A 12,128-nucleotide genomic window follows, 5' to 3' on the forward strand; every position below is an offset into this window, starting at 1 on the left:
TATTTTTCGTGAACTTCTTGAGAGCAAGGTAATGTGGCTACTTAAAGGGTTAGGACCTCTTAGGACTAACTTTCCCCCGTGGTAGTATGGCATGCCAATGTGCGGAGAATTTCATTCATTGCCAAATATGAATAAGGGGGATCCATGACTATGGAAACAATGGGACGACACGTAATCTCAGAACTATGGGGCTGTGATTTCGATAAGTTGAACGACATGGATTATATTGAAAAAACGTTTGTAAATGCTGCTTTAAAGTCTGGTGCCGAAGTTAGAGAGGTAGCTTTTCATAAATTTGCTCCACAAGGTGTGAGCGGGGTTGTTATTATTTCTGAATCCCACCTAACCATTCACAGCTTTCCTGAGCATGGCTATGCAAGCATCGATGTATATACATGCGGAGATTTAAATCCGAATATTGCTGCCGATTACATTGCTGAAGCGCTTAGCGCCCAAACACGCGAGAATATTGAAATCCCGCGCGGAATGGGACCTGTTCAAGTGAAACAGTCTCAAGCTAAAGCTCAGTAATTTCAAAGTTTGATAAAGTCATTGGTTTAAGAGGTGTGAAGATTCTTTCACACCTCTTTTGATTATCCGGAAAAAACAGTATGATAGAGGTAAATACATATCGATGCCCGGGCTGCGGGTGTAGCAGAGGAGAAGAAGCCTTCCATGAGCCTATTTAAAAAAATTCAAGCGTTTCTTTCATCACACAGTGAAACATCTGAAGCACATATGATTAACGATCTGAGAAGCCGTTATTATAAAACGACCGCAAAAAAAGCTTTAGAGGCTGTAAAGTCGGCAGCCGCTTCAAGAGAAGGATGCACGGTTACCTCTGTATCAGAGGAGCGCGGAGAAATCAGCGTCCAGGTGAAGAAGCCGAAATCAGCGCTGCTTGTCGCCACGGTTATTTCCGTAAGGCCTTTTGAAACAGCGGTGGATTTTTCGGTCTCAACAGATACAGTCCTCCCAACTGACTTTGGCTACAGCAAGAAAGTCATCTTGGAGTTTTATCAAAAACTGGACAGTGAATTAAAATTTGTTGGATCAGGACTGAATTCCGGCAAATAATCAAACGATAGTTCATAAAGGGCTAAGCCCGGTTACCATGTATATGGATTGGAGCTGTATAAAAATGAAGTGTCCAACTTGTCACAATCAGGGGACAAGGGTGCTTGATTCCCGCCCGGTTGAGGAAGGCAAAGCCATTCGGAGACGCAGGGAATGCGAGGAATGCCAATACCGGTTTACGACCTTTGAGAAGGTCGAGGAAATCCCGCTCATTGTGGTAAAAAAAGAAGGGACCCGGGAGGAATTCAGCAGGGAAAAAATGCTGCGCGGCCTCATTAAGGCTTGTGAAAAGCGGCCTGTACCTTTGACAAAACTGGAAGAGATCGTCCAGGATATCGAAAAGGAATTGCGCAACAATGGAGTATCGGAAGTGAAAAGCGGGAGCGTGGGAGAAATGGTGATGGACCGGCTCGCCCTTGTGGATGAAGTAGCCTATGTCCGTTTCGCCTCGGTTTACAGGCAGTTTAAAGATATTAATGTTTTTATAGATGAGTTAAAGGATTTAATTAAGAGGGAAAGCAAGTAGGAGTACGGAACACGGATAATCCGGCTCCTTTTCCCCATCTTTATTCTTTTGCAAAATGGGGAGGCATACGGAGTGAAGGATTATCATTGGACAGAATTAATACCCGGAGACCGGTACCGTGCAAGGTGCAGCGGCATCCTGCATGAATTTGACCGGAAGCTAGTGACCTTGCTTTACCAGCCCCTGATCGGGACCGCTGCTCTTGGGCTTTATATGACATTATGGGCAGAGCTTGAGCAGGATCGGCTTTGGGGAGAAGAGCATAGCCATCACCGTCTTATGACTTTGACCCAAATGAATCTGAAAAGCTTTTATGCTGAAAGAATCAAACTTGAAGGGATCGGTCTGCTTACATCATTTCTGCGTCAGGAAGATGGGAACAGAACGTTTTATTATGAGCTGCAGCCTCCTTTGAAGCCGGATGAATTTTTCACGGATGGCATGCTGAACATTTATTTGTATAACCGGGTAGGAAACACAACGTATATGCAGCTGAAAAATTTCTTTTCCGATGAGCCCCCTGAGCAGGCTGAAAATGTAACCCGCTCTTTTGATGAAGTGTTTCAATCTCTTCAGCCGAGTGAGCTGAGCATGCTGAATGAGGCAGAGTCCCAGCCGGACAGGCAATTTATCGGAGAAGCAAATGGCCGTGAACCAAGCCTGTCCTCTTCGGTTTTTGATTTTGATTTGCTTTTGGATGGCTTGTCTGAGTCGGTTGTTTCGAGAAAATCCGTTACCGGACCAGTAAAGGAGACCATCATCAAGCTTGCCTATGTTTATGGAATCGATCCTGTTAACATGAAAAACCTGCTGATGGATGCACTGCAGCCGGATGAAACGATTGACCGTGAACTTCTCAGAAGATATGCGCGCGACTGGTACGGCTTTCAATATGGGAAGAAAACACCTAAACTTGCTGAAATCAATAAGGTGCAGCCTGCTGCAGACCGGACCGTATCTGATCAAAGCGAACCGACGCAGGAGCAAATCATGATCCGTCAGCTGGAGTCTATGACGCCTTATCAGTACATGAAGGACTTATATGAAGGTGCAGAGCCGACGCTTGCAGATCTGCAGATTATTGAAGAAGTCATGCTCCAGCAAAAACTCCAGCCGGGTGTGGCCAACGTTCTCATTAATTATGTCATGCTCCGTGCGGATATGAAGCTTTCAAAAGGATTTGTTCAGACGATTGCGGGACATTGGGCACGGAAAAAAGTAACGACAGTAGAAGGTGCCATGCAGCTTGCGAAAAAAGAACATAAGAAATACCTTGAATGGGCAGAAGGCAAAAACAAGCCTTCAGCAGGCAAGCGCAAACCGGTCCGGAGCGAGCTTTTGCCTGACTGGATGAAGGAGAAGGAACCCGCTCAAACTACCCATGAGGCACAAGCCAAATCCAGTCAGGATTCTGATCTGGAAAAAGAAAAGCAAAAAATGGCCGAATGGATTAAAAATTATAAAAAACCCCCTAATTCAGAATCCTGAACCGGATAAGAGGTGAACGTAAATGGAGCCAATCGGAAAATCAATGAAGAATGTAACGAACCGTCCTGATTTTAAAAGCCGGCTTTCTTCTCTAAAGGAAGAGGTGCTCGCCAACTCTGAAATTCAAGCCTTCATTTCGTCTCACAGCAGCTCAATAGACGAAGAAGTCATTGAACGGAGCTTAAATAAATTATATGAGTATATACAGCAAAGCAAGGAATGCCGAGACTGTCCGAGTTTGCAGCAATGCAAAAACATCATCCCCGGCTACCATCCAGAGCTGATTCTGCAGGGCAAAACCATCGATTTGCAATATGATCAGTGCCCTTCGAAAATCATGTCGGATCAGAGAAAAAAGCACGAATCTCTTATTAAAAGCCTCTACATTCCTAAGGATGTCCTTCAGGCACAGTTCCAGGATATTGAATTTGATGATCACAGCCGGGTTAAAGTGTTCGGGCTTATAAAAGAATTCATGGAAGCAGTAAATCAAAACAGCCGGCAGAAAGGAATTTATCTGCATGGAGCTTTCGGAGTTGGGAAAACGTACATTATGGGAGCAATCGCAAATGAGCTCGCTCATCAGGGCGTGCCATCCATGCTCGTCTATCTTCCTGAATTTATGAGGGAACTGAAAAACTCCATCCAGGACTCGACGCTTGAAGAAAAAATGGATGCGGTCAAAAAAGTGAAGGTGCTGATGCTTGATGATATTGGGGCGGAATCCATGTCCAGCTGGACACGGGATGAAATTCTCGGAGTAATCCTGCAATACCGCATGACCGAAAATCTGCCTACGTTTTTCACTTCTAATTTTGATTTGAAGGAGCTTGAACATCATCTTTCCTACACCCAGAGGGGAGAGGAAGAAAAAGTGAAGGCAGCCCGCATAATCGAACGAATGAAATATTTGGCGGATCCCGTCAAACTTGAAGGATCCAACCGGCGTCAGTAGCTGTCCTTAAATAAGGGCAGTTTTTTGTTTTCCATGGTTAGAGCGTACTGCTGTTTTTGGGGGGAGCAAAAGGAAGGGGGCCCTATTGAAAATTCCTTTAAAAACTTCTTCTAAACAAACATCTGCTTCCATATACATAAAGCAGATGTTCGCTATGAGGGGGGACAAACTTTGCTTGAAATTTCCTTTGAATCTGAAAAAATTGCTCATTCTTTATATGCTTGGCTCACAAGCAGGCCAGAGTATACGGGGATGTCCGTCCAGCAGGCTCAACCTGAAAAAATTAGGATTGCCCGGGATCCCTCTGAGAATGGGTTTGCACTCTTTCTCATTCCTGCACTCGCGGAATATATAGCTGAAAAATGGGAGAATGTATTCATGATCGAGATTCTTTCAAGTCAATACTATTTTACGGATGAGGATGAACAGCAGCAGATTTTGAGCATCGCTCACTCCATTATGGAGGGAGAACGGTCGGAGATTCCGAACATCGAGAAGTTTTCAAATAAAAGATCCTGTATTGAAGAAGCTCTCAGCCATTTTATTAAGCCTGGAATCAGTTTTTCGTTCGAGTCATTTCTTCTTTTCCGCCTTCACACGTATAAGCAGAAACTGCATAAATACGCTGAAGCAGCCATTGAGGAATATAAGCTCGAACAGGAATACCAGAACTTTATTCAGCTGCTCCGTGACTATCTCCTGCAAAAGCACCCGGTTCTGCCGGAAATTCACATCTTCCACCGCCGCCATTTTCTTCTTTACGGCGATGACTACAGCGAATTGACAGACGTGCAGCTGCGGCGCATGACGGACCGTGCTCTTCTGTATCATCATCCTGTATACATTGATACCGCGCTTCTTGCACCACTTGTAAGCATTGCTCCAAAAAGAATATTCGTCTATACAGATGACCCCGGCCACGGGATGATTCAAACCATTCAAAATGTCTTTCAGGAGAGGGTCCTGCTTCACCCCGAAGTTTCGTTTTATTTAAAATCCAAGAAAATCCCTTAATCCTGTCTTGATTTCCTGCTGGAAACAGTCTATAATCGAATCAAATTCAACCACAATCAGTTTTGATAAGGACATGAGGATGCGTGAATGGTTCCCAGAGAAAAAAGGCGCTGGCTGAAACCTTTTTAACCGGAAAGGCACACCTTACCCCCTTTGAACTTCGGTCGTGAACGGGCTTACCCCCTTCTAATGACTGACGGGTGTTCCCGTTACAGAATTTAGAGCCGAGCACAGGAGAAAGAGCACCTTGCCGGGAACTAGGGTGGAACCACGATGAAGGTTTGTATGAATCTATATACATAACCCGTCCCTTTTACAGGGACGGGTTTTTATTTTGCCTGCTGAAGAGGGATCGATTTACTAACGGTCGAACCTCCGCATGAAGCAGTGCTGTATAAAAAAGCTTAAAAACCAAAAGGAGTGATCAGGATGTCTGAAGCCGTACACATTACATTTCCGGACGGAGCCGTCAAGGAGTTTGCAAAAGGAACCACAACCGAAGACATAGCGGCATCCATAAGCCCCGGTCTTAAGAAAAAATCCCTCGCTGGAAAACTTAATGGTGAGCTGGTGGACTTGCGCACACCCATTACTGATGACGGGTCCATAGAAATCGTTACACAGGATTCTCCGGATGCGCTTGAAATCATGCGCCACAGCTCAGCCCACTTGCTTGCACAGGCCGTTAAACGGCTATATGGAGATGTTAAGCTCGGGGTGGGGCCGGTTATCGAAAACGGATTTTACTACGATATTGATATGGAAGAATCCATTTCTTCCGAGGATCTGCCGAAAATTGAAAAAGAAATGCAGAAGATCATCAACGAGAATCTGGAAATCGTCCGGATCGAGGTTTCCAGAAGCGAAGCGCAAAAGCGTTTTGAGGAAATCGGAGACAGCCTGAAGCTCGAGCTGCTTGAAGCCATTCCAGAGAATGAAACGGTGACCATCTATGAGCAGGGGGAATTTTTTGACCTGTGCCGCGGAATTCACGTTCCGTCTACCGGCAAGCTGAAAGAAATCAAACTGCTGAGTGTAGCAGGAGCTTACTGGAGAGGCGACAGCAAAAACAAAATGCTGCAGCGCATATATGGAACCGCGTTCTTCAAGAAAGCGGATCTGGATGAGCACCTCCGTCTTTTGGAAGAAGCGAAGGAACGCGACCACAGAAAGCTTGGGAAAGAATTGAGCCTGTTTACAAATTCCCAGAAAGTAGGACAGGGATTGCCAATGTGGCTGCCGAAAGGGGCTACAATCCGCCGCATCATTGAGCGCTATATTGTCGATAAAGAAGTCCGCCTTGGCTACGACCATGTGTACACTCCCGTGATGGGAAGCGTCGATCTTTATAAAACTTCCGGTCACTGGGATCACTATCAGGAAGACATGTTCCCTGTGATGAGCATGGATAATGAGGATCTGGTTCTCCGTCCGATGAACTGCCCTCATCACATGATGATCTACAAACACGATATTCACAGCTACCGTGAGCTTCCGATACGGATTGCAGAGCTTGGCACGATGCACCGCTATGAAATGTCCGGAGCGCTTTCCGGCCTTCAGCGTGTCAGAGGAATGACGCTGAATGATGCTCATATCTTTGTCCGTCCTGACCAGATTAAGGAAGAATTTATCCGTGTTGTCCGTTTAGTCGAGGAAGTGTATAAGGATTTCGGACTTGAAAATTATTCATTCCGCCTTTCCTACAGAGACCCTGAGGACAAAGAAAAATATTTTGATGATGATGCAATGTGGGAAAAGGCGCAAAGCATGCTGAAAGAAGCAATGGATGATCTCGGGCATGAATATTTCGAAGCTGAAGGAGAAGCTGCTTTCTATGGTCCGAAGCTTGACGTTCAGGTACGGACAGCCCTTGGAAAAGATGAGACGCTCTCAACAGTCCAGCTCGACTTCCTTCTTCCGGAACGATTCGACCTGAATTATGTTGGAGAAGACGGCAAGCAGCACCGTCCGGTTGTCATCCACCGCGGAGTCGTTTCCACCATGGAGCGGTTTGTTGCCTTCCTGATCGAAGAATACAAAGGGGCTTTCCCGACATGGCTTGCACCGGTTCAGGTTCAGGTGATCCCGGTTTCCCCATCTGTGCATCTCGACTATGCTAAGCACGTGCAGGAAAAACTGCAGGCGGATGGACTCCGGGTCGAGCTTGATACGCGCGATGAAAAAATGGGCTATAAAATCAGGGAAGCTCAGATCCGAAAAATCCCTTACATGCTCGTTGTCGGAGATAATGAAGCTGCAGAGGGTGCGGTTAACGTCCGTAAATACGGAGAACAGAAGTCAGAAACAATTCCTTTCAGCCAATTTGCTGAGCTGGTGACAGCAGAAATCAGCCGTTAAAATATTTGTTGCAAATGGTTCCCGTCTCTGTTAGAATCAGAAACAGTGATAAAAAGAGCAACGCGGCTTGACTTCCTGGAACACGGATGGTATGATGTTTTAGGTTAATTGAATAGTTGTTTGATGAAAAAGCAGAAGCACCCGCTTCTCACCTGATTGACGCAATGTGCAGTTGGCAGGTATAACGAGATCAAAACATGGTTATTTGAATTCGTAGTGTGGGTGTGTCATGCGCCCGCACTTTTTATATGCTCAAAAATGCAACGCTCAGGATGGATGACAGCCTGCTGAATGCTGTCACCAAACACTATTCAGTAATAAACCATGGAGGTGGCTAACTATTAGCAAAGACATGTTGGTAAACGAGGGCATCCGCGCTCGTGAGGTACGTCTAATCGGACAAAATGGTGACCAGCTAGGAATTAAATCCCGTCAGGAAGCGCTTGAGATTGCCACTCGCGCAAACCTGGATCTTGTGATGGTCGCAGCAGGAGCAAAACCTCCTGTATGCCGGATCATGGATTATGGAAAATTCCGCTTCGAGCAGCAGAAGAAAGATAAAGAAGCACGTAAAAACCAGAAAATCATCAGTATTAAAGAAGTTCGCTTCAGCCCGACAATTGACGAGCATGATTTTAATACAAAACTGAGAAATGCACGCAAGTTCCTTGAAAAAGGCGATAAAGTTAAAGCTTCTATCCGCTTTAAAGGACGTGCTATTACCCATAAGGAAATCGGACAGCGCGTTCTGGATCGTTTCTCTGAAGCTTGTGCTGACGTGGCAACTATCGAGTCTTCACCCAGAATGGATGGACGCAGCATGTTCTTGGTATTAGCACCGAAATTCGAAAAGTAATCACACGAGGAGGAAACCCCTATGCCTAAAATGAAAACTCACCGCGGCTCTGCAAAACGTTTCAAAAAGACTGGATCTGGTAAACTTAAACGTTCACACGCTTATACAAGTCACTTGTTCGCTAACAAATCCACTAAAGCGAAACGTAAGCTCCGCAAAGGTTCATTGGTTAGCAAAGGCGATTTCAAACGTATTCGCCACATGCTTGATAACATTAAATAAGTTCAAAATAGATCGGAAACAAAACTAGGAGGTAAATGACATGCCAAGAGTAAAAGGCGGTACAGTAACACGCAAACGTCGTAAAAAGGTCATTAAATTAGCAAAAGGGTATTTCGGTTCCAAGCACACGCTTTATAAGGTAGCGAACCAGCAAGTAATGAAATCCTACAACTACGCTTTCCGCGATCGTCGCCAGAAAAAACGTGACTTCCGCAAACTGTGGATTACCCGTATCAACGCAGCTGCGCGCATCAACGGACTTTCCTACAGCCGTCTAATGCACGGATTGAAGCTTGCCGGGATCGAAGTTAACCGTAAAATGCTTGCTGACCTTGCTGTTGCAGACGCTAAAGCATTCGCTCAGCTTGCTGATGCAGCAAAAGCTAAGCTTGATAAATAAGCTGAAATAAATAAAGAGGCTGGTTTCATTCGCAGCTGATTCTATAATTCTCCTTTCTGAAGGAGGATTATAGAATCCTGCATAGTGGAAACCGGCCTCTTTTTTCATGACAGGAGCTGAAGTTATGCCAGAAGCCATCCTGGTCTTTTATGCAATGATGAGTGCTGCCGGATTTTTGATTATGGCAGCAGATAAACGAAAGGCGAAAAACAGGGAATGGAGAATAAGCGAAAAAACACTGTGGCTTGTTTCCATAGCTGGGGGAGCGTGGGGAGCATGGATTGGCATGTATACGGTCCGGCATAAAACCAAGCATGCCGCATTTATGATCGGCATGCCATTTCTTTCAGCTGCCCATCTTGGGCTGGCCATTTATCTCTACGCCATTTTATGATTGAACAGGCTTTTCCTTTAAAAATTCCCGAATCGGACTTTTCCAGTCTATTTTGGCACAAGGATAGCGTTCTTTAATGAAGCCTTCCAAGTAGCGAAAATCATCGATGGTGAGGCCCTTTAGCTTGGATGCTGTACTGCTCCAAATGAAGATGGAAATGACCTCGAAGGACTGTTCGGTCGTTCCGAGATATTTCTCCCCTTCAAAAAGGGCCCCTTTGTAGGTAATGAGAAAATTTTTCCGGACATTTTCCTGGTCATCCAAAAAATAAAATTCTTTTCTCTCCTGAGCTAGCTCAAGCCGTCTTTTTGGGTTTAAAATGAACTTGACCCCGCGGTATAAAAGAAAAATAATCAGGGCAATGAGGACGAGTCTAATGAGCAAAACAAACATGGTCAGGCCTCCAGCTATTTTTTCTTATATACGTTTCAGTCTTACAAAAGGTTTCAAAATGATAAAAAAAACAACAGATAGTAGATAGGAGTATAAAGGATGAATATTTCTGCTTTATTCGATATGCAAAGAGCGCTTGACAATAAAATTGAACGGCAGCATGGACTTGAGAATGAATCGCTGACCCAGCGGAAAATCCTGGCGCTGCTTGTTGAGCTCGGGGAACTTGCAAATGAAACCCGCTGTTTTAAATTCTGGAGCACAAAGGCTCCTTCAGAAAGAACAGTTATTCTGGAGGAATACGTAGACGGCATCCACTTTATTTTATCGCTTGGGATCGGTCAAGGATTTGAAAACGATACGGTCATTAATCTAAAATCCGGAAGCGGGGACGTTTCGCTGACTCATCAATTTTTGATGGTGTTCGAATCCATCTCGCTCTTTGAAAAAAATCCTGAATTGCCGTCCTATTTAACGGTGCTCGGGGAATACTTATATCTCGGAGAGCTGCTGGGCTTCACTGCAGATGAAATTGAAAAGGCCTACCTCCTCAAAAATGAAATCAATCATGACCGCCAGAAAAAAGGATACTAGGTAATAGGTATTTTTTGCTGAATTGTTCAATAATTGAGTATAATATAAGAGGATACAGCAGGATTGATTGATCGATGCTTCATCAGGTGCAGAATTTACTGTTGAGGAACCGCTTCCGGCGAAAGGATGCACCATAGCGGACATCGAAAACAATGTTTTGTAAAAAAAAGAAATGGGGGCATATATATGGCACTGTTGGATGAAGCTTTGCAGATGCTGAAGGACTTAACGGATGCAAGAGGGATCCCGGGCAATGAGCGCGAGCCCAGAGAAGTGATGAAAAAGTACATAGCTCCATATTCGACAGACGTGACAACAGACGGGCTTGGAAGTTTGATCGCCAAAAAAACCGGCGATGAAAACGGCCCGAAAATTATGCTGGCAGGCCACTTGGATGAAGTCGGTTTTATGGTCACAAGCATCGATGATAAGGGATTTATCCGCTTTCAGCCTGTAGGAGGCTGGTGGGGACAGGTTATGCTTGCACAGCGCGTAACCATTGTGACAAGGCACGGCGATGTAACTGGTATTATCGGCTCCAAACCGCCGCATATCCTTCCTCCTGAGGTAAGGAAAAAATCGGTTGAGATTAAAGATATGTTTGTGGATATCGGTGCTTCAAGCAAAGAAGAAGCCGCCGAATTCGGTGTCCGTCCCGGCGATCAAATCGTCCCGTATTTTGAATTTACGGTGATGAAAAATGAAAAAATGCTCCTCGCAAAAGCTTGGGATAACCGGATCGGCTGTGCGGTCGCTATCGATGTTCTGAAAAAGCTGAAGGATGAGCAGCACCCGAATATTGTGTTCGGTGTAGGAACCGTACAGGAAGAAGTCGGACTCCGCGGGGCAAAAACCTCCGCTCAGATGATCCAGCCCGATATTGCCTTTGCGCTCGATGTTGGGGTAGCAGGAGACACACCTGGAGTGACGGAGAAGGAAGCTCTCGGGAAAATGGGAGAAGGGCCGCAGATTATCCTCTATGATGCCTCTATGGTTTCCCATAAGGGCCTCCGTGACTTAGTGACGGATACTGCAGATGAATGTGGAATTCCTTATCAATTCGATTCACTTGCAGGAGGCGGAACGGACTCAGGAGCCATTCATGTAACGGCCAACGGCGTTCCTGCATTGTCCATTACGATTGCAACCCGCTACATCCACTCTCATGCAGCCATGCTTCACCGCGACGATTATGAGAATACAGTAAAGCTTTTGGTCGAAGTGATTAAGAGATTGGATCGAAGCACGGTTGAATCCATCACATTTGATTAATGTTGAGGCGCTCCTTTGCGGGGGCGCTTTTTTCATAGATGCTGATGTTTTGGTTCCCCGCTCCTCAATGCAGCCATAACAGTTAGTTAGCATTCGTTGTTCTGGATGGGCATACTCATTGAAATGGTTCTAGGTGTGAATCCCAATTTTTTATACAGTTTAATGGCTGGATTGTCTGCATATACACTTAAACGAACCTCGGTATATCCATCTTGTTTTAGATGTTTCATACCAGTCTCCATCAAACGTTTTGAAATTCCATTCCCTCTATATTCTGCCAACACAAACAATTCATAAATAAATCCGCAGATCTTTTCAGTTAACGGGTCTTTACTTGCTCCTATAAAAATCCAGCCCATTAGTTTGCCGCCTTCCGCTGCTATTAAATAATAGCTTCCTTTATGCAGTAATGGCTGAATAAGTTGTCTGACTTTTTCATCTGAAGGCTTTGCCTCGCCTAATGTACCATCGCATAAGGCTTGTGGTGAAAGGGAGAGAATCTTTTTATATTCTGATTCGTCTGGTTTTCTTATTTCCATATAGTAAAGTACTCCTCCTCTCATGAACATCAGGGAA

At 45.0% G+C, this 12,128-nt stretch carries 15 protein-coding genes and 1 other annotated feature; of the genes, 13 read left to right on the forward strand and 2 right to left on the reverse strand.

Annotated elements, in window-relative coordinates; all coding sequences use genetic code 11:
• The first annotated feature begins 150 nt into the window (after positions 1 to 150).
• From speD to ACQCV8_RS06085, 11 genes are all read left to right on the forward strand, one after another.
• Positions 151 to 531: an adenosylmethionine decarboxylase gene (gene speD / locus ACQCV8_RS06035; protein ID WP_035410928.1), complete on the forward strand. Its 381-nt coding sequence runs from the start codon at positions 151 to 153 to the stop codon at positions 529 to 531.
• Between the two features lie 144 nt (positions 532 to 675).
• Positions 676 to 1,077 (forward strand): cytosolic protein, encoded by a 402-nt coding sequence (locus tag ACQCV8_RS06040; protein ID WP_426843660.1) that lies wholly within the window; start codon positions 676 to 678, stop codon positions 1,075 to 1,077.
• 64 nt (positions 1,078 to 1,141) lie between these two features.
• A complete protein-coding gene (nrdR, locus tag ACQCV8_RS06045) occupies positions 1,142 to 1,603 on the forward strand; it encodes a transcriptional regulator NrdR (RefSeq protein WP_426843661.1) in 462 nt (153 codons plus the stop codon).
• Positions 1,604 to 1,675: 72 nt separating this feature from the next.
• A complete protein-coding gene (locus ACQCV8_RS06050; protein ID WP_426843662.1) occupies positions 1,676 to 3,091 on the forward strand; it encodes a replication initiation and membrane attachment family protein in 1,416 nt (471 codons plus the stop codon).
• Positions 3,092 to 3,113: 22 nt separating this feature from the next.
• Positions 3,114 to 4,046, forward strand: coding sequence for a primosomal protein DnaI (dnaI, locus tag ACQCV8_RS06055; protein WP_426843663.1), 933 nt, complete (start codon positions 3,114 to 3,116; stop codon positions 4,044 to 4,046).
• 171 nt (positions 4,047 to 4,217) lie between these two features.
• Complete coding sequence (gene ytxC / locus ACQCV8_RS06060) at positions 4,218 to 5,060, forward strand: putative sporulation protein YtxC (RefSeq protein ID WP_426843664.1); 843 nt, start codon at positions 4,218 to 4,220, stop codon at positions 5,058 to 5,060.
• A 429-nt stretch (positions 5,061 to 5,489) separates the two neighbouring features.
• Complete coding sequence (gene thrS / locus ACQCV8_RS06065) at positions 5,490 to 7,421, forward strand: threonine--tRNA ligase (RefSeq protein ID WP_426843665.1); 1,932 nt, start codon at positions 5,490 to 5,492, stop codon at positions 7,419 to 7,421.
• A gap of 123 nt (positions 7,422 to 7,544) precedes the next feature.
• Positions 7,545 to 7,674, forward strand: a sequence feature (ribosomal protein L20 leader region).
• A gap of 99 nt (positions 7,675 to 7,773) precedes the next feature.
• Positions 7,774 to 8,277 carry a translation initiation factor IF-3 gene (infC, locus tag ACQCV8_RS06070; protein WP_426843666.1) on the forward strand — a complete coding sequence of 168 codons (504 nt, stop codon included), beginning with the start codon at positions 7,774 to 7,776 and terminating at the stop codon, positions 8,275 to 8,277.
• Positions 8,278 to 8,298: 21 nt separating this feature from the next.
• Positions 8,299 to 8,499 (forward strand): 50S ribosomal protein L35, encoded by a 201-nt coding sequence (rpmI, locus tag ACQCV8_RS06075; RefSeq protein ID WP_035410913.1) that lies wholly within the window; start codon positions 8,299 to 8,301, stop codon positions 8,497 to 8,499.
• Positions 8,500 to 8,539: 40 nt separating this feature from the next.
• On the forward strand, positions 8,540 to 8,899 hold the full coding sequence (gene rplT / locus ACQCV8_RS06080; RefSeq protein WP_426843667.1) for a 50S ribosomal protein L20: 360 nt from the start codon (positions 8,540 to 8,542) through the stop codon (positions 8,897 to 8,899).
• 124 nt (positions 8,900 to 9,023) lie between these two features.
• The gene (locus ACQCV8_RS06085; RefSeq protein WP_426843668.1) at positions 9,024 to 9,293 is read left to right on the forward strand and encodes a DUF1294 domain-containing protein; all 270 of its coding nucleotides are present in this window, start codon (positions 9,024 to 9,026) and stop codon (positions 9,291 to 9,293) included.
• Here ACQCV8_RS06085 and ACQCV8_RS06090 read toward each other — a convergent pair.
• Positions 9,288 to 9,686 carry a sigma-w pathway protein ysdB gene (locus tag ACQCV8_RS06090; protein WP_426843669.1) on the reverse strand — a complete coding sequence of 133 codons (399 nt, stop codon included), beginning with the start codon at positions 9,684 to 9,686 and terminating at the stop codon, positions 9,288 to 9,290. The two genes, ACQCV8_RS06085 and ACQCV8_RS06090, sit on opposite strands and share 6 nt — an antisense overlap.
• 99 nt (positions 9,687 to 9,785) lie before the next feature.
• On the opposite strand from ACQCV8_RS06090, the gene ACQCV8_RS06095 reads away from it, so the two are divergent.
• Entirely contained in the window at positions 9,786 to 10,280 is a 495-nt protein-coding gene (locus ACQCV8_RS06095) for a dUTP diphosphatase (RefSeq protein WP_426843670.1), read from the forward strand.
• A gap of 186 nt (positions 10,281 to 10,466) precedes the next feature.
• Positions 10,467 to 11,552 carry a M42 family metallopeptidase gene (locus ACQCV8_RS06100; protein ID WP_426843671.1) on the forward strand — a complete coding sequence of 362 codons (1,086 nt, stop codon included), beginning with the start codon at positions 10,467 to 10,469 and terminating at the stop codon, positions 11,550 to 11,552.
• Positions 11,553 to 11,638: 86 nt separating this feature from the next.
• Here the strand turns inward: ACQCV8_RS06100 and ACQCV8_RS06105 are convergent, their stop codons facing one another.
• Complete coding sequence (locus ACQCV8_RS06105; RefSeq protein ID WP_426843672.1) at positions 11,639 to 12,091, reverse strand: N-acetyltransferase family protein; 453 nt, start codon at positions 12,089 to 12,091, stop codon at positions 11,639 to 11,641.
• Between the last annotated feature and the right edge of the window lie 37 nt (positions 12,092 to 12,128).

This window comes from Metabacillus sp. 84 (genome assembly GCF_050107715.1).
In the GTDB taxonomy this organism is placed as follows: domain Bacteria; phylum Bacillota; class Bacilli; order Bacillales; family Bacillaceae; genus Metabacillus_B.

What these genes read in the sequence shown, in the direction of transcription:
- ACQCV8_RS06100 (WP_426843671.1), top strand. Translation starts at nt 10,467, where the DNA reads ATGGCACTGTTGGATGAAGCTTTGCAGATGCTGAAGGACTTAACGGAT.
- infC (WP_426843666.1), top strand. Translation starts at nt 7,774, where the DNA reads ATGTTGGTAAACGAGGGCATCCGCGCTCGTGAGGTACGTCTAATCGGA.
- nrdR (WP_426843661.1), top strand. Translation starts at nt 1,142, where the DNA reads ATGAAGTGTCCAACTTGTCACAATCAGGGGACAAGGGTGCTTGATTCC.
- ACQCV8_RS06040 (WP_426843660.1), top strand. Translation starts at nt 676, where the DNA reads ATGAGCCTATTTAAAAAAATTCAAGCGTTTCTTTCATCACACAGTGAA.
- ACQCV8_RS06105 (WP_426843672.1), bottom strand. Translation starts at nt 12,091, where the DNA reads ATGGAAATAAGAAAACCAGACGAATCAGAATATAAAAAGATTCTCTCC.
- ACQCV8_RS06085 (WP_426843668.1), top strand. Translation starts at nt 9,024, where the DNA reads ATGCCAGAAGCCATCCTGGTCTTTTATGCAATGATGAGTGCTGCCGGA.
- ACQCV8_RS06095 (WP_426843670.1), top strand. Translation starts at nt 9,786, where the DNA reads ATGAATATTTCTGCTTTATTCGATATGCAAAGAGCGCTTGACAATAAA.
- dnaI (WP_426843663.1), top strand. Translation starts at nt 3,114, where the DNA reads ATGGAGCCAATCGGAAAATCAATGAAGAATGTAACGAACCGTCCTGAT.
- thrS (WP_426843665.1), top strand. Translation starts at nt 5,490, where the DNA reads ATGTCTGAAGCCGTACACATTACATTTCCGGACGGAGCCGTCAAGGAG.
- speD (WP_035410928.1), top strand. Translation starts at nt 151, where the DNA reads ATGGAAACAATGGGACGACACGTAATCTCAGAACTATGGGGCTGTGAT.
- ACQCV8_RS06090 (WP_426843669.1), bottom strand. Translation starts at nt 9,686, where the DNA reads ATGTTTGTTTTGCTCATTAGACTCGTCCTCATTGCCCTGATTATTTTT.
- rplT (WP_426843667.1), top strand. Translation starts at nt 8,540, where the DNA reads ATGCCAAGAGTAAAAGGCGGTACAGTAACACGCAAACGTCGTAAAAAG.
- rpmI (WP_035410913.1), top strand. Translation starts at nt 8,299, where the DNA reads ATGCCTAAAATGAAAACTCACCGCGGCTCTGCAAAACGTTTCAAAAAG.